Raw genomic sequence first — 24535 nt, forward strand, 5'->3', positions numbered from 1 at the left:
GCGCCCTGGATCGGAGGCCTCGCTCCGGACAGGAGCGTGCGAGTTGCCATGTCAGCGGTTCTTGATCATGGTGCCGAAGGGCTGGTCGCCCAGCACTTCCAGCAACAGCGCGTGTGGCACGCGGCCGTCGATGATGTGCACGGCATTCACGCCGCTCTTGGCCGCGTCCAGCGCGCCCGCGATCTTGGGGATCATGCCGCCGCTGATCGTGCCGTCCTCCACCAGTTCGTCGATGCGGCGCGGCGTCAGCTCGGTCATCAGATTGCCGTCCTTGTCCAGCACCCCACGGATGTTGGTGAGCATCAGCAGCTTCTCGGCCTGCAACACCGTGGCCAGCTTGGCGGCCACCACGTCGGCGTTGATGTTGTAGCTCTCGTTCTTCTCGCCGAAGCCGATGGGGCTGACCACCGGGATGAACTGGTCGTCCTGCAGCGCCTGGACCACGCTGGGGTCGATGCTGACGATGTCGCCCACCTGGCCCACGTCGTGTTCCAGGCCTGGGTCCTTCTGATCGGCCAGGCGCAGCTTCTGCGCGCGGATCATCGCGCCGTCGCGCCCCGTCAGGCCCACGGCCTTGCCGCCGGCGGCGTTGATCAGGCCCACGATGTCCTGCTGCACCTCGCCGCCCAGCACCCACTCCACCACCTCCATGGTTTCGGCGTCGGTGACGCGCATGCCCTGGATGAACTGGCCCTTCTTGCCCAGGCGCTGCAGCAGCGTCTCGATCTGCGGACCACCACCGTGCACGACGACCGGGTTGATGCCGACCAGCTTCAGGAGCACCACATCTTCGGCAAAGTCCTGCTGCAGGGCCGGGTCGGTCATGGCGTTGCCGCCGTACTTGATGACCATGGTCTTGCCGTGGTACTTGCGGATGTAGGGCAAGGCCTGCGCCAGGATCTCGGCCTTTTCGCGGGGCTGGATGTGGGAGAGGTCGACGGGAGTGTGGTCAGGGCTGGTCATGGCGGGTGGGCTGATGAAAAGAGAGTGCCGCCAAATTGTAGGTCGCGCCGCGCAGCAGATCCGCCGACCAGAACACCGCGGGTCCGGCTCCGCCAGGCCGTTGGTGTTGCCCCCTTGAGGGGGTGGCGCAAAGCGCCGCAGGGGTGTGAAAGCCCCTAGAAGTGGATGCCCCGCATCATCTGCTGCATCGCCACCGCCTCCGGCGACAACTGCGACTTCGCGCCCTTCTCGCCCTTGGCCGCCGATGAATCCGGGAACATGCGGAAGCTCGTGTTCATCACGATCTGCGCGATGCGCGGCACGAAGGCGTGCAGCACCTGCCCCGTCACCCCCAGGCGCGTGGCGATGCGCACCGGCTTGAAGATGCAGGCCTGCGCGATCATGTCGGCCGCTTCTTCGGGCGCCAGCGTCGGCACGTTCTTGTAGATCTGGGTCGGCGCGATCATGGGCGTGCGCACCAGCGGCATGTTGATGGTGGTGAACGAGATGCCCTGGTCCGCGAACTCGCTGGAGGCGCAGCGTGTCCAGGCGTCCAGCGCGGCCTTGCTGGCCACGTAGGCGCTGAAACGCGGCGCGTTGGTCAGCACGCCGATGGAGCTGATGTTGACGATGTGCCCCTTGCGCTTGGCCACCATGCCCGGCAGAAAGCCCATGGTCACGCGCAGGCAGCCGAAGTAGTTGAGCTGCATGGTGCGTTCGAAATCGTGGAAGCGGTCGTAGCTGCCTTCAATCGCGCGGCGGATCGAGCGGCCCGCGTTGTTGATCAGGAAATCCACGCCGCCGTGGTTGGCGATCAGCAGCTGCACGAAACGGTCCGCGTCGGCCATGTCGGCGATGTCGGCCGGGTAGGCGATGAACTGGTAACCCTTGTCCTTCGCCTCCTTGCAGGCCTCATCCAGCTTGTCCTGGTCACGGCCACAGATGATCGTCACGGCGCCCGCCTCGGCGAACTTGTGTGCCGCCGCCAACCCGATGCCCGAGCTGCCGCCGGTGACCAGCACCACCTTGCCGGCCACCGTGCCCTTGAGGCTGCGGTCGATGTGCAGGTCGGGGTCGAGGTGGCGCTCCCAGTAGTCCCAGAGGCGCCAGGCGTAGTCCTTGAAATCGGGGCACGCGATGCCGCTGCCCTTGAGCGCGGCCGTGGTCTCGCGGCAGTCGAAGCGCGTCGGGTAGTTGACGAAGGTCATCATGTCCTCGGGCAAGCCGAGGTCCTGCATCACCGCGCGGTAGACGCGCCGCACCGGCGCCAGCGCCATCAGTCCCTTCTTCACGCTCTTCGGGATGAAGCCCATCAGCGCGGCGTTGATGAACAGGTTCATCTTGGGCGCGTGCGCGGCCTTGCTCAGGATGTCCAGCACGTCGCCCACGCGGTAACCCATCGGGTCCACCAGGTGGAAGCACTGGCCGCCGCCGCGTTTCTGGTGGCTGATGTGGTCCAGCGCATTGACCACAAAATCCACCGGCACGATGTTGATGCGCCCGCCTTCCAGCCCCACGCTGGGCATCCACGGCGGCAGGATCTGGCGCATGCGCTGGATCAGTTTGAAGAAGTAGTACGGCCCGTCGATCTTGTCCATCTCGCCGGTGCGGCTGTCGCCCACCACGGCGGCCGGCCGGTACACCGTCCAAGGGCCTTTGCATTCCTGGCGCACGATCTTTTCGCTCTCGTGCTTGGTCATGAAGTACGGGTGGTCCAGGCCCTCGGCCTCGTCGAACATGTCCTCGCGGAACACGCCTTCGTAGAGGCCGGCGGCGGCGATCGAGGACACGTGGTGGAAGTGACCGGCGCCGATGGCCTTGGCGAACTCGACGGTGTTGCGCGTGCCATCGACGTTCACCGCGATCTGGCTCTCGGCATCGGCCTCCAGGTCGTACACCGCGGCCAGGTGGTAGAAGTGATCGATCTGCCCTTTCAAGGCCTTCACAGCCTCGGCGCTCACACCCAGCTTCTTGGCCGTGAGGTCCCCAAACACCGGCACCGCGCGCGCCGCGCTCACGCCCCAGTACTCGCGCAAGGCCGCCACCTTCGCTTCACTTTCCTGGCGCAGCAGGAAGTGCACCACCGACCCTTTGCGCTCCAGGAGCTTCTTGACGAGGCGTTTGCCAATGAAGCCGGTGGCACCGGTGACGAAGTAATGCATGGCGGTTCTCCTGAGGTCGTTGGTTTCGGGCACAGCCCGCCATTCTTCACCATGCCCGTGGCCCTGGGGTTCAGCACAAACCCGTGTGCAAGCGGCCAGGATTTAGTCGTGAACCCCTACACAGGCCCCATGGCACCCCCTTACATTGATTCCGTTGCAGAGGGTTTTTCCCTCTGTCGAGCACACCCCCTGTCCACTTTCAACGGAGCCCCCCATGGTCACCAAGACACAGAAATCCGGCACCTCCAAAGCCAGCACCGCCACCTCCGGCTCGCCCCTGTCCGGCGCCATCAAGGACTCCGCGCAGCAGATCTGGCTGGCCGGCCTCGGCGCCTTCTCCAAGGCCCAGGAAGAAGGCGGCAAAGCCTTTGAATCGCTGGTCAAGGAAGGCCTGTCGATCCAGCGCAAGACCCAGGCCGTGGCCGAAGAGCGCATCTCGGAAGCCACCCACCGCATGAGCGGCATGGCCACCGAAATCTCGTCCAAGGCTGCGGGGCAGTGGGACAAGCTGGAGAACATCTTCGAAGACCGCGTCGCCAAGGCCCTGAACAAGCTGGGTGTGCCCTCAGCGCGCGACATCGACGCCCTGATCGAGCGCATCGACGCCCTGAACGCGCTGGTGCAGAAGCAGGGCATCAAGGCCGTTGCCGCGCCCAAGGCGCCCGCTCGCAAAGCCGCGCCGGCCAAGGCAGCGCCAGCCAAAGCCGCCGCCAAGCCAGCCGCTCGCAAGGCCCCTGCCCGGGCCAAGAAGGCCTGAGACCGCTGACCGTGCACACCGTTTGCACACAGCATCCGGGGCGCGAGGCGCCCCTTTTTTTGGCCCCGAGGTCGTGCTGCGATGCAGCATGACCGGTCACGTGGGCGGTCTACACTCAATCGCATGACGCCCTCCCGCACAGCCCCCGCCGCTCGACCCAAGGGCCCGGCGCGCGACAGGCGCCGGCCGCGCATCGCGCTGGCGTTCGCCGGTGGTGGACCGCTCGGCGCCATCTACGAGATCGGCACGTTGTGTGCGCTGGCCGATGCACTGAAGGGCCTGGACTTCAACGGCTGCGATCACTACGTGGGCGTGTCGGCCGGTGGCTTCATTGCAGCGGGTCTGGCCAATGGCATCACCCCGCGCCAGCTCTGCGACGCCTTCATCGAAGACCGCCTGGGTGACGACCACTTTGATCCGGCCAGCCTGATGAAGCCGGCGTGGCACGAACTGGGCGATCGGGCCAGGCGCGTGCCGGGCCTGCTCGGTGGCGCGCTCTGGGCCTGGATGGCTCAGGGCAAAAGCCTCACCAACGCCTTCGAGCGCATGGGCGCCGCACTGCCCACGGGTGTGTTTGACAACGAAGGCATCCACGAGCAGGTTCAACGGCTCTTCGACAAGCCCGGTCGCAGCAACGATTTCCGCCGCCTGCGCGCACGCCTGACCCTGGTGGCCACCGAACTCGACACCGGCGAGGCCGCTCCATTTGGCCGGCCGGGCTGGGACCACGTGCCGATCTCGCGCGCCATCCAGGCGAGCGCGGCCCTGCCCGGCCTGTTTCCGCCGGTGGAGATCGAAGGCAAACATTACGTCGACGGTGCGCTCAAGAAGACCGTGCACGCCACGGTGGCGCTGGATGAAGGTGTGGACCTGCTGATCTGCCTGAACCCGCTCGTGCCCTTTCACGCCGATCCCCGCGCCAGCCGCCCGACCCGCATCCCCTCCCTGGTGGAGGGCGGGCTGCCCGCGGTGATGAGCCAGACCTTCCGCTCCATGATCCACTCGCGCCTGGCGCTGGGGTTCAAGCACTATGAGCGTGCCTATCCCGACACCGACATCGTGCTGATCGAGCCCGACCAGCGCGACGCCGAGCTGTTTTTCGCCAACACCTTCAGCTACCGCCAGCGCCGCGAGCTGGCCGAACACGCCTACCGGCAAACGCTGAGGCTCTTGCGGCAGCGCGCATCGGCGCTGGCGCCGCGCCTGCAGCGCCATGGCGTGACGCTGGACATGGACGTGATCCACGACCGCCAGCGCCGCCTGCTCGCACCGCTGCGTCCAAGGCGCCCCGCCGCGCTGGACCGGCTGCACGCCACACTCGACACCCTGCAGCACCGGCTGCAGTCGCAGCGCGCCTGAACCATGGCAAAAAAAGCCCCCCGCCGCACCGCCGAGCGCATCCTGGAGGTCTCGCTGGCACTGTTCAACCGCTTCGGCGAACCCAATGTCTCCACGACCCTGATCTCGTCGGAGCTGGGCATCAGCCCGGGCAACCTGTACTACCACTACCCGGCCAAGGACGAGCTCATCAACTCGCTGTTCGAACGCTACGACAAGGCGCTGGGCGAGTTGCTGCAGGCGAGCGACGGTGTGCGCAACGTGGAAGACGCCTGGTTCTTCCTGCACTCGCTGTTCGAGATCGTCTGGGAATACCGCTTCCTGTACCGCGACCTCAACGACCTGCTGTCGAAGAACCGCCTGCTCGAAACCCGCTTCCAGGGCGTGCTGAAGAACAAGACCCGCGCCATCCGCAGCCTGCTCTCGGGCATGAGCCGCGCCGGCGCCATCGACCTCGATGCCCGCGAACTGGAGCCCACGGCCAACTGTATGGTGGTGCTGCTCACCTACTGGCTGAGCTTCGAATACGTGCGCGATCCGCGCCATGCGCTCGAACCCGACAACGCCCAGAAAGCCCTGCTGCGCGGTGCGCAACACGTGCTCAACCTGCTGGCGCCCTACCTCGAAGCCGGTCAGCGCCAGCATTTGCTGCAGCTCACCGGCGCTTACCAGAACCCGGTCTGACCCCCGGGACGCGCCATGCCTTCATGGACACCTTGCCCCTTCACCGGTGTTTTTCAACACCACCGCGACAGCATCGTCGGGCACTGGGCCCGCCTGCACACAGGCGACGCCGAGCCGCTGCCCACCGATGTGGCGCTGCTGGACGCCTGGGTGCTGTACCACAACGGGGCGTTCGAAGACGCTGCACTTGCCGCACTGGCGCTGGGCCCTTCCGGGTTCACCCTGGCCAACAAGGCCGCGTGCATCCACGCCACCTATGTCGAACCAAGCGAGCCGGTCCGCCTGGAGCGCCTGCTGGGCGCCGTGGAGCGTGCCCAGCAACAGCAGGCCCTTGCGCCGGACGTCCCCGGCGCCTGGTACTGGCAAGGTTATGCGCTGGGCCGCTACAGCCAGGGCGTGAGCGTGGCCAAGGCCCTGGCCAAGGGGCTGGGCAGCAAGGTGCGGCACGCCCTGGACACCACCATCGCGCTGGCCCCGCACCACGCCGACGCCCACCTGGCGCTGGCCAACTTCCACGCGGAAGTCATTGACAAGGTCGGTGAGCTGATCGGAAGCATGGTGCACGGCGCGCGCAAAAGCGCTGCGCTGGGCCTCTACGAGAAAGCCCTCGCGCTCAACCCACAGTCGGCCGTCACGCTCCACGAATACGCCAACGGGCTGATGATGCTGGAGGGTGAGGGAGGTCTGGCGCGGGCCACGCAACTGCGCGAGCGGGCCGAAGCCTTCGAGCCGCTGGATGCGATGGAGCGGCTCTACCTCGCCGGGGTCAGGGCCGACCTCGGCGGCTGAGCGCGTCCAGTCGCCGGCCTGCCGGACCCCACGGGCTGGCCATCAAAGTGAGAACAAGGCGCGAAGCCGCAGACAGTGCCACAGCACGGCAAGGCGAAGCAACGCAGTTATCGCCTTGATGGCCAGCCCGTGTCACACGCTGGCGCAGCGCCGGCGCAGGCCGTCCACCGCCTGAAACATCGCCTGCCGGGCCTGCACCACCACCTGGGCCCGCCACTCGTCGGTGTCCACATAAAACGCCTCTTTCATGCGCCGCTGGATCGCCGTGCGCAGGTCCGCCGGCGCGCCGGGGTGCTGGTGCAGCCAGTGGTCACCGCGCAAGGCGTTCAGCATCTCCAGCAGGGGCAAGGCGCCGTACTCCATCGCGATGCCGGTGTACTCGGCCTGCGGGCACTCTTCGTACACCGCGCCGCACATGAGCCCCGTGAGCCGGGTCGATGTCGACGTGCCGTCGTAGATTGACGTCACCGGGGTCTGTCCGTCACCTCCCCACCAGGCACGGGCGCGCCGCATCGCGTCCACATCGTCGCGGCCGGCGAAGATGCGCTCACCCAGGCCGCTGGGGCCGAGACCCGTGTGCAGGTCGATCCACGCGATGTGCCGCGCGGTCTGCGCGTGCTGACGCAGCACCTGCCTCAGGGTCAGGTTGCTCCAGGTGGGCGCGATGCCGCCATAGAACAGGCCATCGGGGTGGTGGTGCTGCCCCTGGGAGACCGCCGCCTGGTAGCGGTTCAGGCCATGCTGGCCGATGTAGTGGGCGATGCGCGCCTCGGTGTCGGCCGTGGGGGGCCACTCGGCCGGCACCAGGGCGCTGTGCAGTTCTTCGTAGGCCGGATTGACCGGCAGCGGCTGGCGAAAATCGTGGAAGTTGCGGTTGAGATCCACGTTCTCGTGGGTCACGCGACGCAGGTGGGAAAACCCGTGCGGGTTGAGCGCGTGGATGTAGAGCACGGCGACGCCTGCTGCCTTGGCATGAGCGCGCCATTCGGCGTCGTGCGCAGCGAACACCTGCACCCCCGAGCCACAGAAACCCTCGACGCCGTGACAGGCGCTGCTGACGATCAGCAGGCACCCGTCATCGGGCGACCCATCCAGTGCGGTGTCCATCGCCAGGGTTTCGCCGTCGCGCCCCGCCAGCGGGTGGTTGTGGCTCTGGATCGCCATCCCGGCGGTGGCGGCGCCTTCCAGAAACTGGACGCGGGCGCGCGCATAGGAGGTGGCAAAGGCCAACAGGGGATTGATCATGCCGCTGGCCCCGGCCGGGCCTGCCCCAGCCACTTCTCCGCGAGCCGGACCCAGTAGGTCGCGCCCAGCGGGATCAGGTCGTCGTTGAAGTCGTAGCTCGGGTTGTGCAGCATGCAGGGGCCACCGCCATGGCCCATCTCGCGGTGCGCACCGTCGCCATTGGCGATGAAGGCGTAGCAGCCCGGTTTCGCCTGCAACATGTAGGCGAAGTCTTCGGCGCCCATGGTGGGCTCCTGCTCCAGCACATGCTCGGCCCCCACGATTTCGGCCATGACCTCGCGCGCGAACGCGGTCTCGGCGGGGTGGTTGACGGTGGGCGGGTAGTTGCGTTTGAACTTGAACTCGACCGTGGCACCGAAGGCTGCGCAGGTGTGTTCGGCAATGACCTGCATGCGCTGCTCGATCATGTCGAGCACCTCGAACGTGAAGGTGCGCACCGTGCCCTGGATCTCGCAGCTGTCGGGCACCACGTTGGTCGCCTCACCGGTGTGGATCATGGTGACGCTGATCACGCCCGCGTCCACCGGCTTCTTGTTGCGTGTGATGATGGTCTGGAAGGCCATCACCATCTGGCAGGCCACCGGCACCGGGTCGATGCCGTTGTGCGGCAGCGCGGCGTGCGCGCCCTTGCCGCGGATGACGATGTGGAACTCGTTGCTCGACGCCATCACCGGACCGGAGCTGGCAGCAAAGCTGCCCACCGCCAGGCCGGGCCAGTTGTGCATGCCGAACACGGCCTCGACGGGAAACTGCTCGAACAGGCCGTCTTTGATCATCTCGCGCGCACCGCCACCGCCCTCTTCGGCCGGCTGGAAGATCAGGTAGACCGTGCCGTCGAAGTTGCGGTGTTTCGCAAAGTGCTGTGCCGCGGCCAGCAACATGGCGGTGTGGCCGTCGTGGCCGCAGGCGTGCATCTTGCCGGCGTGCTGGCTCTTGTGGGCAAAGTGGTTGTGCTCCTGCATGGGCAGGGCGTCCATGTCGGCGCGCAGGCCGATGGCCCGACCGCAGGCGCCGCCGTCACGCCCGTGCACGATGCCCACCACGCCGGTGGTGCCCAGACCCCGGTGCACCGGGATGCCCCACTCGGTGAGCTTTTGCGCCACCAGGTCGGCGGTGCGCACCTCTTCAAAACAGAGCTCGGGGTGGGCGTGGATGTCGCGGCGCACGGCCGCGATGCCGGCCGCCTGCGTCAGGATGGAGTCGATCAGTTGCATGGGAGCCTCCGGGTGCCCGGGAAAGGGCACCCCGGGTCAAAGGCTCATGGTAACCAAGACCGGTCGCGGCCGAGCACGCCGCCCATCATTCGACCCGCCGGGCCGGGGTTTCAGCGCCGGATGCGCCCGTCCTCGGTCAACAGGGTGAGCTCCACGAAGCGCGAGCCGGTGTGCTTCTGTGGGCCGAAATCCACCGGGAACCCCCCCAGATTGACCGCCTGCATGCCGTGGATGGCATCGATGAACGATTCCCGCGTGGCACCGCGACCGGCCCGCTTGAGTGCTTCGACAAACACCTTGGCCGCCACATAGCCCTCCATGCCCGAGTAATTGGGCGCCTGGCCACGCTTGTCCTTGAGGTCCGCGAGGTACTCGCCCGACAGCTGGGTGGCCGGCGAATAAGGAAAGGGCATCACCTGGCTCACCACCACCCCTTTCGCCACCGCCCCCAGCTCATCCATCAGGGCCTGCGTGCCGACGAAAGACACGTTGTAGAAGTTGCCGCCAAAGCCCTGCTGACGGGCCAGCCGGATGAAAGTGGCACAGGCCTTGTAGGCACCGATCTGCACGATCGCCTCGGGCTTGGCCGCCAGAATGGTTTTCAGCGCCGGCGCCACGTCGTTGGTGTTGCGCTCCACCGAGCCCTGCGCCACGGTCTCCAGGTTCATCGCCTTCAGTGCGCGCTGCACGCCTTCCAGTCCGGTCTTGCCGTAGGCGTCGTCCTGGTAAAACACCGCGAGCTTCTTGATGCCCGTCGACGTGACCTGCCGCACGATGGCCGCCGTTTCATCAAAGTACGAGGCCCGGACGTGGATCGCGTAGCGATTGAAGGGCTCACGCAGCGCCTGGGCGCCGGAGAAGGGCGCAAAGAACGGCGTCTTGGCTTCGCTGGCCAGCGGCAAGGCCGCCAGGCTGGTGGCGGTCCCGACATAACCGAACAAGGCGAACACGCCGTCGGAGATGAACTGCTTGGTGTTGGCCACACAGCGTTCGGGTTCGTAGCCATCGTCAAGGCGCTGAAGCTCGATGCGCCGCCCATTGACGCCACCCTTGGCATTGACCTGCTCGAAGTGAAGCTGTGCCCCGAGGTGAAACTGCAGGCCCAGCTGGGCAGATGGTCCGGTGAACGGGGCCGACTGGCCGATCACAATGCGGTCGCTCCCGCCAGCACTTTGGGCCTGGGCCATGGCGCTCCACCCACCCAGAACAGAACCACCCATCAACGAACCCACACTCGCAATCACCCGACGACGTTGCATACAGTTTCTCCTGATATGCTTTTTTTGATGTGTTCGGCCCGCTGCCTCGCACTTCTCAGTGTGAGGAGCTGTGACCACTGGCCGTGAGCGTACTACAGCCCCTTCCCCCTGCCTACACTTTCGCCGGTACCAAATGTCCCAAGTTATGCAAGAACGCACGGTGCGCGGCGCCTGCCCTCACGACTGCCCCGACACCTGTTCATTGATCACCACCGTGGTCGACACCAAGGCGGTGCGTGTGGCCGGCAACCCGGCCCACAGGCACACCGACGGTGCGCTGTGCACCAAAGTCTCGCGCTACACCGAACGGACCTACCACCCCGAACGCATCCTCCATCCGCTCAGGCGCGTCGGGCCCAAGGGCAGCGGCCAGTTCGAGCCCGTGGACTGGGACACCGCGCTGAGCGACATCGCCCTCCGCCTCAAGGCCATCGCCGCACGCGACCCGCAGGCCATCCAGCCCTACAGCTACGCCGGCACCATGGGTCTGGTGCAGGGCGAGGGCATGGCGGCACGCTTCTTCAACCGCCTCGGCGCCGCGCACCTGGACCGCACCATCTGCGCGGCCGCGGGCGGCGAGGCCCTGGTGCAGACGCTGGGCGGCAAGCTGGGCATGAAGGTCGAGTTCTTCGCCGAGGCGAAACTGATCGTCATCTGGGGCAGCAACTCCATCGCCAGCAACCTGCACTTCTGGCGCCTCGCACAACAGGCCAAACGCGACGGCGCGCGGCTGGTGTGCATCGACCCGCGCCGCAGCGAGACGGCGGACAAGTGCCACGAGCACATCGCCCTGCGCCCCGGCACCGACGCGGCGCTGGCGCTGGCGCTGATGCACCAGCTGATCACCCACGACTGGCTGGACCACGGCTACATCGCGCAGCACACGCTGGGCTGGGAAGCGCTGCGCGAACGTGCCTTGCAGTGGCCGCCCGAGCGTGCGGCCGAGGTGTGCGGCGTGCCGGTGCAGCAGATTGTCGATCTGGCGCGCGCCTACGGCACGACGAAGCCCGCCGCGATCCGCCTGAACTACGGCATGCAGCGCGTGCGCGGCGGCGGCAACGCGGTGCGGGCCGTGGCCTGCCTGCCGGCGCTGGTGGGCTCGTGGCGGCACCGGGCGGGGGGCTTGCTGCTCTCGGCCTCGGGCCATTTCCCGGTCCAGCGCGCCGCGCTGCACCGGCCCGACCTGCTGGCCGGGCGCACGCCGCGCACCATCAACATGGTCACGATCGGCGACGACCTGCTGCGCGAGGCCTCGCCCGGTTTCGGTCCGAAGATCGAGGCGCTGATCGTCTACAACAGCAACCCGGTGGCGGTGGCGCCCGAGTCGGGCCGGGTGGTGAAGGGCTTTGAACGCGAAGACCTGTTCACCGTGGTGCTTGAACACTTCCAGACCGACACCGCCGATTACGCCGACTACATCCTGCCCGCCACCACGCAGCTGGAGCACTGGGACATCCACACCAGCTACGGCCACACCGACGTGCTGCTCAACCAACCGGCCATCGCGCCACTGGGCGAGTCGCGCAGCAACACCGACATCTTCCGCGCGCTCGCGGCGCGCATGGGCTTCGACGAACCCTGCTTCGCCGACGACGATGAAACCTTGTGCCGCACAGCATTCGGCCCGGTGGTGAGTTTCGACCAGCTGCTGGAACACGGCTTCGCCACCCTGCCCCTGCCCGACGCCCCCTTTGCACAAGGCGGTTTCCCCACCGCCTCGGGTCGCTGCGAGTTCTTCAGCGCCGCACTCGCCGCGCAGGGCCAGGACGGCCTGCCCGACCACCTGCCCAACTTCGAGACGGCCGGCAGCGACCCGAGCCACCCGCTGGCCATGATCTCGCCACCGGCCCGCAACTTCCTCAACTCCAGCTTCGTCAACGTGAAGAGCCTGCGCGACATCGAGGGCGAACCGCTGCTGGAAATGCACGCCGGGGACGCCGAGGCGCGTGGCATCCAGAGCGGCGACACGGTGCGAGTCTTCAACGGCCGGGGCGAGTACCGCTGCAAGGCCAAGGTCTCGGCACGCGCCCGACCCGGCGTGGTCAACGGCCTGGGCATCTGGTGGCGCAAGCTGGGGCTGGACGGCACCAACGTCAACCAGCTCACCAGCCAGAAACTGACCGACATGGGACGGGGCCCGGTGTTCTATGACTGCCTGGTGGAGGTGGAGAGAGGATGACCCCCCCTGCGCCGCTGCGCGGCTTCCCCCCAGGGGGACCACGCCCTGGGACCGGCGAAGCCGGATCTTCGGCGTGTGCTGGTGGGACGCCCCTTCTTTGGCTGAGGGGTTTGTTTTCCGACGGCATCGCTGCGCTGGCGGTTCACATTGAGTCAGGAGGGCGACCACGGCGCTTGCTGGCGCTGCTGCTGGTGGCGAGTCTGGTCGGCGGCTGCGCTGCCACAGACGCTGGTCCCAGCTACTACTGGCAGTCGGTCACCGGTCATCTGAAGCTGATGAACGCGGCGCGCCCGGTGCAGGAATGGATCGACGACCCGGCCACGCCGCCGGCCCTGCAGCAAAAGCTGGTGCTGGCTCAGCGCATGCGCCGTTTCGCCGTGACCGAACTGGGCCTGCCCGACAACGCGAGCTACCAGCGGTATGCCGACCTCCAGCGCCGCGCCGCCGTCTACAACGTGGTGGCCGCGCCGGAGCTGTCGCTCACGCTGCACCAGTGGTGTTTTCCGGTGGCAGGTTGTGTCGGTTACCGCGGCTATTTCGACGAGGCCGAAGCCAAGGCTTTTGCGGCGACCTTGCCATCGAACATGGACACGGTGGTCTACCCGGTACCGGCGTATTCGACACTGGGCTGGATGAACTGGGCCGGCGGCGACCCGTTGCTCAACACCTTCATCGGCTACCCTGAGGGCGAACTGGCCCGGCTGCTGTTTCACGAGCTGGCGCACCAGGTGGTCTATGCCTCGGGTGACACGGTCTTCAACGAATCGTTTGCCACAGCGGTCGAACGCATCGGCGGCGCCCGCTGGCTGGCCCAGGCCGACGAGCCGGCGCGCCGGGCCTACGCCGAGTTCGACGGCCGCCGGCAGGCCTTTCGGGCCCACGCACTGGCCACGCGGCAAAGGCTGCAGGCGGTCTATGACGACGCCAGCCTCGACGACCAGACCAAACGCCAGCGCAAGGCCGCGGCCATGAGCGCTTTCCGCCAGCGCTACGAGGATCTGAAGCAGGGCTGGGGTGGCTACAAAGGCTACGACGCCTGGGTGGCGAGAGCCAACAACGCCAGCTTCGGCGCGCAGGCTGCCTACGACCAGTGGGTGCCGGCCTTCGAGGCCCTGTTCGCGCGCGAGGGCCGTGACCTGGCCCGGTTCTATGATGCGGTTCGCGTGCTGGCCGACATGAACGCCACGAACCGCCAGGCCGCGTTGCAGGCACTGGCCCCCGGGGCCGGACCTACCTCAACCCACTGAACAGGACACCCATGGCCGACATCCACATTCAGCGCTCCCACCAACTGGGCCTGAGCGGCGCACGCAAGGTGGCCTGGAAATGGGCCGAGCACGCCGAGGCCGAGTTCGACATGGCCTGCGCCTACGAAGAGGGCGACGATTGCGACGAAGTGCAGTTCACCCGATCGGGCGTGAAAGGCACGCTCAAGGTCTCGGCCGATCACTTCGAACTCGACGCCCAGCTCGGTTTCCTGCTGGGTGCGTTCAGAGACCGCATCGAAAGCGAAATCGTCAAGAACCTCGACGAGCTGCTGGCCGAAAAGAAAAAAAAGCCAGCGACCAAAAAGAAAACCACCTGAAGGGCCGGCAGCGATCTCACCGGCGCGAAATGCCTCATCGCAGGATGCGGCGCAACCGGCTTCGCCGGGCGGCGGTGTTCAGGCCAGCGAGCTGATCAGGTCGACATACTGTTGCTTGGCCGCGTCTGGCGCAGTGCCTTTCAATCCGTTCCACGCATCCCACTTGGCACGGCCAACCATGTCGCCGAAGCCGGGTTTTTTCTCGGTGTTGTCGCCGGTCGTGGCCTGCTTGTACAGCGCGTAGATCTTCAGCAGCGTCGCGTTGTCCGGGCGCTCGCTGAGGTTCTTGGAGTTGGCCACGGCGGCGTCGAAAAGGGACTGCAGATCGGACATGTTGAGGCTCCTGTGGAAAGCATGGGGGCGCCGGCGGGAGGCCGGGCTAAGGGCTGGCCCGGTATCTTACGTTTGGATCCACCGGCAAAATAGACGCCAGCATCCAACCACAGACCCCGCGCCATGACGCGGTGCAGCAGGAGACCCCATGGTTCAGCGCACTTCCCGGGCGACGCGTCCAGCAGCAGCCCCTCCCCTCCCACGTGCCGTCGCGGCCCTGAGCCTGGCAACCACGCTGGGACTGGAAGGCGAGCGCATGAGCAAGGTGGACACCGCGTGGCTGCGCATGGACTCGGCCACCAACCTGATGATGATCTTGGGCGTCTGGATCCTGCGCCCGGGCATCACCCTGGAAGCGCTCACCGAACGCGTGAGCGAGCGCCTGCTGCCCTACCGCCGCTTCGTGCAGGTCGCGCGCCAGGACGCGGCCGGCGCACACTGGATCGACGACCCGGATTTCGCGGTCAACCGCCACGTGGTGCGCCACGTGCTCACCCGCCAGCGCGGTCAAAGCGAGCAGGAGGCTCTGCAGGCGCGCGTGGGCACGCTGGCGATGGAGCCACTGGACGCACAGCACCCGCTGTGGCGCTTTGAGCTGATCGAGCGCTACGACGGCGGCTCGGCGCTGGTGGCCCGCATCCACCACTGCATCGCCGACGGCATCGCGCTCATCAGTGTGATGATGAGCCTGGTCGATGGTGGGGCCTCCCCACCGAAGCGCAAAACCAGAGCGAACAAAAGCGGCATGGACGCCGCCGAAGACTGGGTGGCGGACACCCTGATCCGCCCGTTCGGCGAGCTGACCGCCCGGGCGCTGGAGGCCGCCGGGGGCGGCGCCGCCAAGTCCTTCGCCATGCTCGCCTCGCCACAACAGGGGCTCAGCGACTCGCTGGGCCAGGCCGTGGAACTCGCCCGCATGGGTGGCCAGCTCGCGAGCGACCTCGCCGCGCTCGCCCTCATGCCCGACGATTCGCCGACCCGGCTCAAGGGCCAGCCCCAGGGCCACAAACGCGTGGCCTGGTGCCAGCCGATCCCGCTCGACGAGGTCAAGGCCATCGGCAAGGCCTTGAACTGCTCGGTCAACGACGTGCTGCTCGGCTGCGTGGCCGGCGCCATCGGCGCCTACCTGAAACAGCAGGGTGACGACCCGAAGGGCCAGGAGATTCGCGCCATGGTGCCGATCAACCTGCGGCCCATGGAGGACGCCTGGAAACTCGGCAACCGCTTCGGCCTGATTCCGCTGGTGCTGCCGATCGGCATGCCCAACCCCATCGAGCGCGTGTACACGGTGCGTTCGCGCATGAACGCCCTCAAAGGCAGCCTGCAGCCACTGCTGACCTTCGGGCTGCTGTCGGTGGCGGGCCTGCTGATCAAACCCGCACAAGACGCCATGTTGAGCCTGTTTGGCCGCAAGACGACGGCGGTGATGACCAACGTGCCGGGGCCGGCGACCAAGCTCAAGCTCTGCGGCGCCACGCTGGAGCAGACCATGTTCTGGGTGCCGCAGACCGGCACCGTGGGCCTGGGCGTGTCGATCCTGAGCTACGGCGGCGGCGTGCAGTTCGGCGTGATTGCAGACAGCGCGCTCTGCCCCGACCCGCAGCAGATCATCGATGCTTTCGAACCCGAGTTCGCCCAGTTGCTGGCGGTGACGCTGATGCTGCCCTGGGGGGACAGCTAACCCCCCGCGCCGCCTGCGGCGTCACCCCCCAGGGGGCGATGCGAGTGGCCCGGCGAAGCCGGTTCCACCGCATCCTGGGTGAACGGCCCCTCCGGCGTGAAGTACCTTCACTCAGGGCACCGCGGAACCGGCTTTGCCGGGCCGCCAGTGCCGCCCCCTTGGGGGTGACGCCGCAGGTGGCGCGGGGGATCAAGTGAAACGGTTTCGGGCGATTTCAAGCAGCCCGTCGAAGATCAGGCTGTCCACCAGTTCGCAGGGCGTCGACATGCTTGGCGCCATCTTCCAGCCAGCACCACCCGTCATGAAGACCGCAGGCATTTCGCCGCAATGGCGCTGGAGGTTGTCCACCATGCGCTGCACGGCGCCTGAGATGGCAAACGTGCCACCACTGGTGAGCGCGTCGCTGGTGTTGGTGGGAAAGTCGCGCACCTCGCCGGTGGGCACGTGCAAACCGGCCGTACCCGACTCCAGGGCGCGCAGCATGATGCCGTGGCCGGGCAGGATGATGCCGCCGAGAAAACGCCCTTCGGCGTCGATGGCCTCCACCGTCACGGCGGTTCCGACCATGACCACCACGCAAGGCCTCGGAGGACCTTGTCGCAACAGCCGCTGGCGCGCACCGATCATGGCCACCCAGCGGTCTGAGCCCAGCCGGGCCGGGTGATCGTAGCCATTGGTCAGCCCGGCTTCTGCGGCGCTGGAGACCACCCACTGAGGGGCCACGTCCCACAGCTCCATTTGTTCGATCACACGGCGCTTGACGGCGTCACCGGCCACCACACAACCCAGCACCCAGGCGGGGGCCGGCAGCGCGCTCCAGTCACCCTCGGCGAGTTTTTCGATGTTTTCCAGGAACTGCGCGCCATGCGCCAGCAACCGCCCGCCCACTCGGGGTGCGTCGTACAGCGCCCATTTCAATCGCGTGTTGCCTACGTCCAGGGCCAAGAATGTCATGGTCCGATTATGAACAAGGGTCAGCACCGAATATGCGGCGGCGCAGCACGGACACTGCCGGACAGCCCACGCAACCCCTGCAAGCTGAAGAGCTCATCCGGCGCGAAGTGAATGCCCCCAGGATGCGGTGGAACCGGCTCCGCCGGGCCACTCGCGTTGCCCCTTGAGGGGGTCACGCGCAGCGTGGCGGGGGTGGGTCAGATCAACCCGATCCAGCAAGCCCGCTGCACCGCCGAGAGCTTGTTGTCGGTCTTGAGCTTGGCCATGGCGTTGGCCAGGTGGTAGTTGACCGTGCGCTCGGAACAATCCATGCGCAGCGCCGTTTCGCGCGCGGTCAACCCTTCGAACGCGAGGTTCAGGCTCTCCTGCTCGCGTGGACTCAGGGTCACGCGCTGCTCAGCGATCGCGCGCCGCAACATCGGCCAGATGTTGAACGCCGACCAGGCCAGCGAGGCCGCTTCCGAGCGGTCCGCAAAGGCCCGGGGGCTGAACATGAAACACTCGAAGGCCCGGCCCGCCGGCAGGCTGAACGCCACGCGCACCAGTGTCTGGTGGCCGTGGGCCAGCCACAGGCGGCGCCAGCGCCCGGCCTGCTCGGCGTAGGCCGACTTGGAGATGTCCTGCCAGGCCACCAGGGGCGCATCGCTGTCGCGCCAGGCGGCGCCGAAGTCGGGGCTCTCGGCGAGCGCCTGCGCCGGACCGAGCAGGCGCGGCGGGTGCACCGCCAGCACCTCGCGCTCATCGCGACCGCCCAGCGGGTTCGGGCCGAGCACCAGCACCGCTTCCACGCCGTGGTCCTGCAGCGCACGGACCCAATCGGCCAGAATGGCGTCGACCCCCACGCTGTCAAAATTGACAGGCAAGGTCATGACCGGGACCACCCCGCAAAAGGGACAATGCACCACTTCGTCCCAGAGGCTCTGGCGAAAGGTGTGAACCGTAGCTGAAAGGAATACATGTTGCCGCTGGACCGCTTGTGGGTTCACAACGCCAGTGCAAGGTTCTGGCGCTGGGTGGTGGACGAAGTCGTCCACGCTCCTCTGGAACCTATTTTGCACCCATCCACGGTGCGGACTCAGTGGCTGGGCCTGTTCACGTTCGGAGGGCACTTCCTGTTCGCGTGGCTGTGGGGGCGCCTGCTGCCGCAGCCCTACGAGGTCTTCAGCGTCCGGGTCGCCCTGGCCGTCATGGGCCTGCTGCTGCTGCTCAAGCGGGTGAACCGCGATCTGACCGCCAAGACGAGCATCTGGGTGTTCGGCCTGATCTTCTGGACACAGCTGCCCCTGTACTTTGGCTGGATGTACCTGATGAACGAGGGCAACAAGGTCTGGCTGGCCAGCCTCTGCTCGATGGTCCTGATCTACTACCACATCACCGACTGGCGACTGGCAACACTCGGCACGGTGACCGGGTTTGCCCTCGCGGCGGTGCTGTTCGAACTCACCCGGACCGACCAGGCATGGCTGGGTCTGGACCTGGACAACCTCGCCGTGCTGTCTTTCGCCTGGGTCATGAGCATCATGCTCGGCATGTCGGGCGCCAACCTGCGCCGTGCCCGGCTCATCAACACCCTGAGCACCATGGGCGTCATGGCGCACGAATTGCGCACGCCGCTGGCGTCGGTGAACCTGATGGGCGACGTGCTGCGCGGTCTGGCGCAGGCCGACATGCCCGAGGTCAAACGCAAGAAACTCGAGGAGCTGTCGGCCCGGCTGCAGAACATGGTGCGCAGCATGAACCGGCAGATCGACACCCAGATTTCCAATGCCCAGCTGCTGCGCCTGCCCCGACCGACCACGCGGATCATGGCGTTTGAACTGGTTCAGGACGTGGTGGCGGAATACCCCTACCGGTCCGCCGGTGAACGCGGATGCGTCACCCTGGATCTCAAGGAAGACTTCTGTTTCCTGGGGTCGCGGGCCCAGTTTGCCCAGGTGTTGGTGAATCTGATCAAAAATGCACTGCATTCACTGGCCTCGTCCAGCGAGGCACTGCAATCCGGCGCCCTGCACATCACGGTGGACGTGTCCCGGGGCCGAGGGTGTTTCACGGTGACAGACCAGGGCATGGGCATCCCTCTGGCCAAACAGCAGCGTGTCTTCGAACCCTTCTTCTCGCTTCAAAACACCGTGGGCAACGGACTGGGCCTGACCTTCTGCAAAAACGTGGTGGAAGCCGCAGACGGTGTGCTGAGCGTGCGTTCCGATCCCCCGCATGGCGCCACCTTCACGATCGACCTGCCCATTCACCACCCCACGTCCGCCGAACCGTCACCCGATACCGCTTGATCCATGGCCCTCAAACTACCGCTGTACCACCGCTCGGGCTGCATCCTCTTCCTCGATGACGACATCGACTACCTGGAGATGCTCGGCATGGTCGTGCCGACCCACATGCAGGTGGAGCTGTACTCCCGCCCTGCTGCATTTCTCGCACGCATGCGCGATGAACCCGCCAAGTGGGAAGCCGATGCGGCGCTGCATCTGCAGATGATCGAACGCTGGCGCCAGGGGCATCCGCTGCTGCCGCAGGTGATGGGTTACTGGGGCAGCCACCCGGCGCGCTACCAGCTGGCCCACACCTGCGTGGTCGACTACGCCATGCCCGGCACCGACGGCCTCAAGGTGCTCAAGACGCTGCTGGACTGGCCGGGCTCGCGCATCCTGCTGACCGGGCAGGCCGACGAGCAGATCGCCATCCAGGCCTTCAACCAGGGTTTGATCGACCAGTTCATCCCCAAACAGACGGCCGACATCACCGGGCGCCTGCTGACCACCCTGGTCCGGCTCGCCCACGCGGCCCACCCCCGGCTCAACACCCTGTGGCGCACCGCGTTGCAACCGGCGCAACAGTCGCTGCTGCAGGTGCCTTCACTGGCCGAGGCGCTGCAGGCCTACGCGCTGAAGCACTGGATCGAGTACGTGGTGCTGGGCGAGCCGTTTGGCATGCTCGGGCTGGACGCGGCGGGTCGCTGCCACTGGCTGCAGCTCGAACCCGCCGCCGGTCTCAACGACGTCGCCGAGCTGGCCCGCTCGGCGGGGCTGGGGTCCGACACCGTGCGCGCCATCCAGAGCGGCACCCTCCTGCCCGCGGTCGAGCTGCACCAGCAGCTGGGCCTGCGCGGTCCGATCCGCACCGCCCCCGCCTTTGCCATCGGCAACGAAAGCCTGCTGAGCGGCGCGGTGTTCAGCCTGGACGAGGCCGACACACCGCACCCGGTGTACCCGTACCACAACTTCCTGGACGTGCAGGGCTCCCGCGCGATTCACGACAGTTGAGTCGCGCCCCGGTTCCGGCGCGCCACGGGCCAGTCCCAGGGCTTCACCAGCGCCGCCACCTCCTGCGCGGCCGCCTCGACGTGGCTCAACTCGGCCTCGGTCAGCGCGGCGTGCAAGGTCATCCTGGCGAGCGACCGGTTGCGGCTGGTCGCGGGCGCACCAAAGAACGCGGTGTGCACCCCCCGGGCATCCAGCTCGTCGCGCAGGCGGATGGTGGCCGGTTCGAGCCCGGCCTCCAGCGCAATGATCTGTTCGGTCCCCTGATGGATGGGGTAGCCCATGTCGGTGAGCGACTGGCGCATGCGGCGGGTGTGCCGCTGCAGCGTGGCCCGCGCGGCATCGGCCTGCTGCAGCACGTCCACGGTCGCGCCGAGACCGACCGCCTCGTGCGGCAGCACGCACGAACTGAAGATGTTGGGAAAGCTCGATGTGAGGATGTGGTACCGCAGCTTCGCGGGGGCGCTGAAGAAGCCCGCTCGGCCGGCCAGTGCCTTGGCGAGGCTGGCCGAGATGAAGTGCACGCGATCGGTCACGCCCAGCTGCGCGCACAGGCCCGCGCCGCGCGGACCGTGTGTGCCCAGCGAGTGCGACTCGTCGACCAGGATCATGGAGCCGTGGCGCTCGACCACCTCCAGGATCTCCTCCAGGGGACACACGGCGCCCGTGGTGCTGTAGACCGAATCGACCGCCACCAGGCCCGGCCCCGCGCGGGACATGAGCTTGTCGAGGTGCTGCGGGTCGTTGTGGCGGAACACGTGCGCCGGGGCGCGGGCCGCGTGTGCCCCTTCCCACAGCGAGGCGTGGGCCTGTCCGTCCAGGTACACCGGCGTGTCCTGGTTCGCGACCGACTGGATCAGACCGACATTGGCCGCGTAACCCGATTGACAGACGAACCCGTCGTCCATGCCCACCCAGTCGGCCAGCTTCAGCTCCAGATTGCGGGTCGGGTGCTCATCGTGCATGAACACGCCCGATTGCACCGCGAAATTGCCGTTGCGGGTCAGGGCCTCGACCTGCGCGCGAACAATGTCCGGATGGCCTGAAACGGCCAGGTAGTCGTTGCCGTCCAGTCGCACCGAATTGGGCCCGGGCCGGGCGCCTTGAACGGCGAAACGCCCGTTCCAGAGACCGTTCCAGCGCGGCGCAAAGTCCCGCTCCACGCGGGCCTCCAGTGCCGCACTCAAACGGGGTGCCTGACGGGGTGTTGAACGGGCGGTGGTTTCGAGCAGTTCCATGGGATTCTCCTGAGTAAAGAAGAACCCATTGAAAAAAGAAACAAAATGAAACCCCCGCACCACCTGTCAAGGTTGACAGGGGTTGTTACGCTTTCTTCTCAAGTTTGGGGCTGTTCATCCGATAAGCGGCGCCGTTGCCGTCCCGCCAAGGCCAGAAACCGCCGGGTTCGACCCGCCATCCGGGGCCGCGCACCGGCTCAATTCTGGCGCCAGGGCAAACCGTGGTGGCGCCAGCCGCCCTTTCGCCCCCGCTGGGCCTGGGCGTCCGGATCGCCCTCGAAACCTTCCAGGATGTTGTAGGCCTCCAGGCCCAGCTCGGTGGCCCGCTTGGCGGCGGCGATGGAGCGCACGCCGCTGCGGCACAACAGCACCAGTGGCTTCCCGCCGGCCGCGGCCTGCCGCACGGCGTCGTCGAACTGCGGGTTCATGGCCATGCCCGGCCACTGCTTCCAGGCCACCGGCACGGCGCCCGGCACGAAGCCCACCCATTCGCGCTCGGCATCGGTGCGCACGTCCACCAGCACGGCCCGGCCCGCCTGCGCCCACTGCCAGGCCAGCTGCGGCGACACATCGCCGGCGTAGCCGCTCTGGGTGGGTCGCGGCTGCATGAGCAGCGCACCGTCCATGTCGTGGCGGATGCCGGAGGTGAGGTTGGCCGGCACGGCCTCGTCGATGCGCCTGGGCTTGGGCAGGTTCAGGGCGTCCATGAGGGCCACGAACTCGGCCTCGCTCTTGCCCGCCACCCTGGCGTTGCCGGCCTTCTCCTGCCCGATGGTCGAGTGGCTGCGCCCCTGGTAGTCGTGGCCCGGCCAGACGGTGGTCGTGTCGGGCAGCGCAAACAGCACCTGCGTGAGGCTGCGGTAGAGGTCGGCGGCGCTGCCGGACTGGAAGTCGGTGCGGCCGCAGCCGTTGATGAGCAGCGTGTCGCCGGTGAACACGTGCTCGCGCCACACGAAGCTCATGCTGCCGGCGGTGTGTCCCGGCGTGTGCAGGGCGCTCAGCGTCTCGCCACCGAACGACAGGGTGTCGGCGTGCTGCAGCTGCACCCCCGCCGTGCCGATGCCGCAACCGACCGGTGCGGCGGTCCTGGCGCCGGTCAGCTCGGCGAGCTTGCCAGCGCTCGTGATGTGGTCGGCGTGGGCATGGGTCTCCACCGTCCAGACCAGCTTCAGGCCGTACTCGCGCAGCGTCGCCAGGTCGCGCTCGATCTGCTCGTCCACCGGATCGATGATCAGCGCGTCGCGGGTGGACTGGTCAAACAGCACATAGGTGAAGGTGCTGGACGCGGGGTCGAACAACTGGATCGGCTTCATGGCGGGTCGGCTTCCCAAAAATGGTGTCTCAGGCAAAACGCGACAGCATATCGGCCACATCGTCCGGCGGCACGTCACCCTGTGCGATCACACAACCGACCATGGCGAAAAACGTCTTGTCGAGGGCCTTGCGCGCGGCCGCCATCTGCTGCGCCACGATCTCGCAGTCCGCGTTGCCCTCAATGAGCTTCTGGATGCCGCGCAGCTGGCCCTCCACCCGTTTGAGGCGCAGCACGAGAGCGCGTTGGCGTGCGGGGTCGTGGACGGTGGTCATGGGCACTCCTGTGTGCGTGGTGGCAAGTCCGGGACGGCATCACACTATACCCCGGCAGGTATTTCAAGAACACCCGCCCCGCTGTTCTTCGGCCTGCTGGGGTGCTGAGCCCGCCGGTGGCCATGAGCGCGTTCGACCTGAAAGGCGTGGCGCCCAGGCACGTGGCGCGGCACCAGAGCGTCGCTGGCATGCTGCCGTTCATGACCATCGTGCTGCTGCCCTTGTTTCCGGCCATCGGCATGTGGCTGCCCGAGCGCTGTACAAGTGAGCGGCGCGGCGACACACTGAGGCCGTCAGGCTTCTTGAGAGGGCGCTTGGATGCCCTTTTTTCTGTCAAACCGGTTAATATGACGTTTACGTAAACGTCAACTCGGCCAGATGGCCACGCCCACCCTATCCGGAGCCGCCATGCCCTGCCCCACCGACGTCCCGCTGCCCTTCCCTGTTGCCGCCATCCAAGGCGGCAAAGGCAGTCTCTGGCAGGACTGGCTGATCGCACCCGCCGACGGGGAGCGCAGCGACAAGGCCCGAAAGAACCAGGCGCTCAAAAGCTTCGACACCGGCGCCAAACCGTTCAGCCAGGGCAAGAAGGCCGCCGACCTCGCGGCCACCGAGGCGCTGGCCCTGGAACTCGACGGTTTGCAGGACCGCTTCTACGCCGACCGCCGCTTCAAGATGCTGCTGGTGCTGCAGGGCACCGACACCTCGGGCAAGGACGGCACGGTGCGCGGCGTGTTCGCGCGCACCAGCCCGCTGGGCGTGCACACGGTGGGATGGAAGGCCCCGACCGAGGCCGAGCGCGACCACGATTACCTCTGGCGCATCCACCAGAAAATGCCCGGCGCGGGCGAGATCATGGTCTTCAACCGCAGCCACTACGAAGACGTGCTGGTGCCGGTGGTCAACGGCTGGATCACGCCCGAGCAGACGCAGCAGCGATATCGGCAGATCAACGATTTCGAGCGCCTGCTGGCCCAGAGTGGCACGGTGATCATCAAGTGCATGCTGCACATCGGCAGCGAAGAACAAAAACAGCGCTTGCAGGAGCGCGTGGACGACCCCGCCAAACACTGGAAATTCAGCCTCGGTGACCTGGAGGTGCGCAAGCAGTGGCCGGCCTACCAAGAGGCCTATCAAAACCTGCTGCACGCGACATCGACGCCCTGGGCGCCCTGGACCGTGGTGCCCGCCGACTCCAAGACCCACCGCAACCTGATGATCGCCACGATCGTGCGCGACAGCCTGCAGGCGCTGGACCTGCGTTACCCGCCCGCGAACCCGGCCCTCAAGGGCCTGCGCATCGAATAACAACC

Annotated in this window: 23 protein-coding genes and 1 pseudogene; 12 read left to right on the top strand and 12 right to left on the bottom strand. The window is 67.0% G+C overall.

Features of this window, described 5'->3' with window-relative positions:
- Positions 1–51: 51 nt before the first annotated feature.
- Both argB and IM738_RS18530 read right to left on the bottom strand, forming a co-directional pair.
- Positions 52–963 carry an acetylglutamate kinase gene (argB, locus tag IM738_RS18525; RefSeq protein WP_236962521.1) on the bottom strand — a complete coding sequence of 304 codons (912 nt, stop codon included), beginning with the start codon at positions 961–963 and terminating at the stop codon, positions 52–54.
- Between the two features lie 155 nt (positions 964–1118).
- Entirely contained in the window at positions 1119–3104 is a 1986-nt protein-coding gene (locus IM738_RS18530) for an SDR family oxidoreductase (RefSeq protein ID WP_236962522.1), read from the bottom strand.
- A 214-nt stretch (positions 3105–3318) separates the two neighbouring features.
- Here IM738_RS18530 and IM738_RS18535 point away from each other — a divergent pair, with 214 nt between their 5' ends.
- From IM738_RS18535 to IM738_RS18550, 4 genes are all read left to right on the top strand, one after another.
- A complete protein-coding gene (locus tag IM738_RS18535) occupies positions 3319–3861 on the top strand; it encodes a phasin family protein (RefSeq protein ID WP_236962523.1) in 543 nt (180 codons plus the stop codon).
- 123 nt (positions 3862–3984) lie between these two features.
- Entirely contained in the window at positions 3985–5220 is a 1236-nt protein-coding gene (locus IM738_RS18540; protein ID WP_236962524.1) for a patatin-like phospholipase family protein, read from the top strand.
- A 3-nt stretch (positions 5221–5223) separates the two neighbouring features.
- Entirely contained in the window at positions 5224–5883 is a 660-nt protein-coding gene (locus IM738_RS18545; protein ID WP_236962525.1) for a TetR/AcrR family transcriptional regulator, read from the top strand.
- A gap of 15 nt (positions 5884–5898) precedes the next feature.
- Positions 5899–6672, top strand: coding sequence for a tetratricopeptide repeat protein (locus tag IM738_RS18550; RefSeq protein WP_236962526.1), 774 nt, complete (start codon positions 5899–5901; stop codon positions 6670–6672).
- A gap of 132 nt (positions 6673–6804) precedes the next feature.
- On the opposite strand, the gene IM738_RS18555 is transcribed toward IM738_RS18550, so the two are convergent.
- The 3 genes from IM738_RS18555 to IM738_RS18565 form a co-directional block, all read right to left on the bottom strand.
- Positions 6805–7917 (bottom strand): M14 family metallopeptidase, encoded by a 1113-nt coding sequence (locus IM738_RS18555; RefSeq protein ID WP_236962527.1) that lies wholly within the window; start codon positions 7915–7917, stop codon positions 6805–6807.
- Positions 7914–9131 (bottom strand): M20 aminoacylase family protein, encoded by a 1218-nt coding sequence (locus IM738_RS18560; RefSeq protein WP_236962528.1) that lies wholly within the window; start codon positions 9129–9131, stop codon positions 7914–7916. Before IM738_RS18560 ends, IM738_RS18555 begins: the two co-directional genes overlap by 4 nt.
- Positions 9132–9241: 110 nt before the next feature.
- Entirely contained in the window at positions 9242–10390 is a 1149-nt protein-coding gene (locus IM738_RS18565; RefSeq protein ID WP_236962529.1) for an ABC transporter substrate-binding protein, read from the bottom strand.
- A 145-nt stretch (positions 10391–10535) separates the two neighbouring features.
- Between IM738_RS18565 and IM738_RS18570 the strand changes: the two genes are divergently transcribed.
- The 3 genes from IM738_RS18570 (at position 10536) to IM738_RS18580 (ending at position 14154) form a co-directional block, all read left to right on the top strand.
- Positions 10536–12569: a molybdopterin-containing oxidoreductase family protein gene (locus tag IM738_RS18570; RefSeq protein ID WP_236962530.1), complete on the top strand. Its 2034-nt coding sequence runs from the start codon at positions 10536–10538 to the stop codon at positions 12567–12569.
- A 173-nt stretch (positions 12570–12742) separates the two neighbouring features.
- Positions 12743–13816, top strand: a complete 1074-nt coding sequence (locus IM738_RS18575) for an aminopeptidase (RefSeq protein WP_442908445.1) — start codon at positions 12743–12745, stop codon at positions 13814–13816.
- 11 nt (positions 13817–13827) lie between these two features.
- A complete protein-coding gene (locus tag IM738_RS18580; protein ID WP_236962531.1) occupies positions 13828–14154 on the top strand; it encodes a polyhydroxyalkanoic acid system family protein in 327 nt (108 codons plus the stop codon).
- Positions 14155–14232: 78 nt separating this feature from the next.
- On the opposite strand, the gene IM738_RS18585 is transcribed toward IM738_RS18580, so the two are convergent.
- A complete protein-coding gene (locus tag IM738_RS18585; RefSeq protein WP_236962532.1) occupies positions 14233–14487 on the bottom strand; it encodes an acyl-CoA-binding protein in 255 nt (84 codons plus the stop codon).
- Between the two features lie 256 nt (positions 14488–14743).
- Here IM738_RS18585 and IM738_RS18590 point away from each other — a divergent pair, with 256 nt between their 5' ends.
- Positions 14744–16168, top strand: a complete 1425-nt coding sequence (locus tag IM738_RS18590; RefSeq protein ID WP_236966358.1) for a wax ester/triacylglycerol synthase family O-acyltransferase — start codon at positions 14744–14746, stop codon at positions 16166–16168.
- 189 nt (positions 16169–16357) lie between these two features.
- Here the strand turns inward: IM738_RS18590 and IM738_RS18595 are convergent, their stop codons facing one another.
- Entirely contained in the window at positions 16358–17122 is a 765-nt protein-coding gene (locus IM738_RS18595) for a type III pantothenate kinase (RefSeq protein ID WP_236962533.1), read from the bottom strand.
- A 197-nt stretch (positions 17123–17319) separates the two neighbouring features.
- A complete protein-coding gene (locus IM738_RS18600) occupies positions 17320–17991 on the bottom strand; it encodes a helix-turn-helix transcriptional regulator (protein WP_236962534.1) in 672 nt (223 codons plus the stop codon).
- A 183-nt stretch (positions 17992–18174) separates the two neighbouring features.
- Here IM738_RS18600 and IM738_RS18605 point away from each other — a divergent pair, with 183 nt between their 5' ends.
- On the top strand, positions 18175–19410 hold the full coding sequence (locus tag IM738_RS18605; protein WP_236962535.1) for a sensor histidine kinase: 1236 nt from the start codon (positions 18175–18177) through the stop codon (positions 19408–19410).
- Between the two features lie 3 nt (positions 19411–19413).
- Positions 19414–20400, top strand: coding sequence for a response regulator (locus tag IM738_RS18610; protein ID WP_236962536.1), 987 nt, complete (start codon positions 19414–19416; stop codon positions 20398–20400).
- On the opposite strand, the gene cqsA is transcribed toward IM738_RS18610, so the two are convergent.
- The 4 genes and pseudogenes from cqsA to IM738_RS18630 all read right to left on the bottom strand — a co-directional run bounded on the left by cqsA (position 20388) and on the right by IM738_RS18630 (position 23222).
- Positions 20388–21635 carry an alpha-hydroxyketone-type quorum-sensing autoinducer synthase gene (gene cqsA / locus IM738_RS18615; RefSeq protein WP_236962537.1) on the bottom strand — a complete coding sequence of 416 codons (1248 nt, stop codon included), beginning with the start codon at positions 21633–21635 and terminating at the stop codon, positions 20388–20390. The genes IM738_RS18610 and cqsA overlap by 13 nt on opposite strands.
- A 197-nt stretch (positions 21636–21832) precedes the next feature.
- Positions 21833–22243, bottom strand: a complete 411-nt coding sequence (locus tag IM738_RS18620) for a rhodanese-like domain-containing protein (protein WP_236966359.1) — start codon at positions 22241–22243, stop codon at positions 21833–21835.
- A gap of 204 nt (positions 22244–22447) precedes the next feature.
- Positions 22448–23008: pseudogene (locus tag IM738_RS18625) on the bottom strand (MBL fold metallo-hydrolase); the annotation flags it as partial.
- Positions 22977–23222 carry a metal-sensing transcriptional repressor gene (locus IM738_RS18630; RefSeq protein WP_236962538.1) on the bottom strand — a complete coding sequence of 82 codons (246 nt, stop codon included), beginning with the start codon at positions 23220–23222 and terminating at the stop codon, positions 22977–22979. The gene IM738_RS18630 and the pseudogene IM738_RS18625, both read right to left, overlap by 32 nt.
- 122 nt (positions 23223–23344) lie before the next feature.
- On the opposite strand from IM738_RS18630, the gene IM738_RS18635 reads away from it, so the two are divergent.
- Both IM738_RS18635 and IM738_RS18640 read left to right on the top strand, forming a co-directional pair.
- Positions 23345–23584: a hypothetical protein gene (locus tag IM738_RS18635; protein WP_236966465.1), complete on the top strand. Its 240-nt coding sequence runs from the start codon at positions 23345–23347 to the stop codon at positions 23582–23584.
- A 46-nt stretch (positions 23585–23630) separates the two neighbouring features.
- Positions 23631–24530: a PPK2 family polyphosphate kinase gene (locus tag IM738_RS18640; RefSeq protein WP_236962539.1), complete on the top strand. Its 900-nt coding sequence runs from the start codon at positions 23631–23633 to the stop codon at positions 24528–24530.
- Positions 24531–24535: the final 5 nt, after the last annotated feature.

It is taken from the genome of Hydrogenophaga sp. SL48, from assembly GCF_021729865.1.
In the GTDB taxonomy this organism is placed as follows: Bacteria; Pseudomonadota; Gammaproteobacteria; order Burkholderiales; family Burkholderiaceae_C; genus Hydrogenophaga.

What these genes read in the sequence shown, in the direction of transcription:
- argB (WP_236962521.1), bottom strand. Translation starts at nt 963, where the DNA reads ATGACCAGCCCTGACCACACTCCCGTCGACCTCTCCCACATCCAGCCC.
- IM738_RS18530 (WP_236962522.1), bottom strand. Translation starts at nt 3,104, where the DNA reads ATGCATTACTTCGTCACCGGTGCCACCGGCTTCATTGGCAAACGCCTC.
- IM738_RS18535 (WP_236962523.1), top strand. Translation starts at nt 3,319, where the DNA reads ATGGTCACCAAGACACAGAAATCCGGCACCTCCAAAGCCAGCACCGCC.
- IM738_RS18540 (WP_236962524.1), top strand. Translation starts at nt 3,985, where the DNA reads ATGACGCCCTCCCGCACAGCCCCCGCCGCTCGACCCAAGGGCCCGGCG.
- IM738_RS18545 (WP_236962525.1), top strand. Translation starts at nt 5,224, where the DNA reads ATGGCAAAAAAAGCCCCCCGCCGCACCGCCGAGCGCATCCTGGAGGTC.
- IM738_RS18550 (WP_236962526.1), top strand. Translation starts at nt 5,899, where the DNA reads ATGCCTTCATGGACACCTTGCCCCTTCACCGGTGTTTTTCAACACCAC.
- IM738_RS18555 (WP_236962527.1), bottom strand. Translation starts at nt 7,917, where the DNA reads ATGATCAATCCCCTGTTGGCCTTTGCCACCTCCTATGCGCGCGCCCGC.
- IM738_RS18560 (WP_236962528.1), bottom strand. Translation starts at nt 9,131, where the DNA reads ATGCAACTGATCGACTCCATCCTGACGCAGGCGGCCGGCATCGCGGCC.
- IM738_RS18565 (WP_236962529.1), bottom strand. Translation starts at nt 10,390, where the DNA reads ATGCAACGTCGTCGGGTGATTGCGAGTGTGGGTTCGTTGATGGGTGGT.
- IM738_RS18570 (WP_236962530.1), top strand. Translation starts at nt 10,536, where the DNA reads ATGCAAGAACGCACGGTGCGCGGCGCCTGCCCTCACGACTGCCCCGAC.
- IM738_RS18580 (WP_236962531.1), top strand. Translation starts at nt 13,828, where the DNA reads ATGGCCGACATCCACATTCAGCGCTCCCACCAACTGGGCCTGAGCGGC.
- IM738_RS18585 (WP_236962532.1), bottom strand. Translation starts at nt 14,487, where the DNA reads ATGTCCGATCTGCAGTCCCTTTTCGACGCCGCCGTGGCCAACTCCAAG.
- IM738_RS18590 (WP_236966358.1), top strand. Translation starts at nt 14,744, where the DNA reads ATGAGCAAGGTGGACACCGCGTGGCTGCGCATGGACTCGGCCACCAAC.
- IM738_RS18595 (WP_236962533.1), bottom strand. Translation starts at nt 17,122, where the DNA reads ATGACATTCTTGGCCCTGGACGTAGGCAACACGCGATTGAAATGGGCG.
- IM738_RS18600 (WP_236962534.1), bottom strand. Translation starts at nt 17,991, where the DNA reads ATGACCTTGCCTGTCAATTTTGACAGCGTGGGGGTCGACGCCATTCTG.
- IM738_RS18610 (WP_236962536.1), top strand. Translation starts at nt 19,414, where the DNA reads ATGGCCCTCAAACTACCGCTGTACCACCGCTCGGGCTGCATCCTCTTC.
- cqsA (WP_236962537.1), bottom strand. Translation starts at nt 21,635, where the DNA reads ATGGAACTGCTCGAAACCACCGCCCGTTCAACACCCCGTCAGGCACCC.
- IM738_RS18620 (WP_236966359.1), bottom strand. Translation starts at nt 22,243, where the DNA reads ATGCAGCCGCGACCCACCCAGAGCGGCTACGCCGGCGATGTGTCGCCG.
- IM738_RS18630 (WP_236962538.1), bottom strand. Translation starts at nt 23,222, where the DNA reads ATGACCACCGTCCACGACCCCGCACGCCAACGCGCTCTCGTGCTGCGC.
- IM738_RS18635 (WP_236966465.1), top strand. Translation starts at nt 23,345, where the DNA reads ATGAGCGCGTTCGACCTGAAAGGCGTGGCGCCCAGGCACGTGGCGCGG.
- IM738_RS18640 (WP_236962539.1), top strand. Translation starts at nt 23,631, where the DNA reads ATGCCCTGCCCCACCGACGTCCCGCTGCCCTTCCCTGTTGCCGCCATC.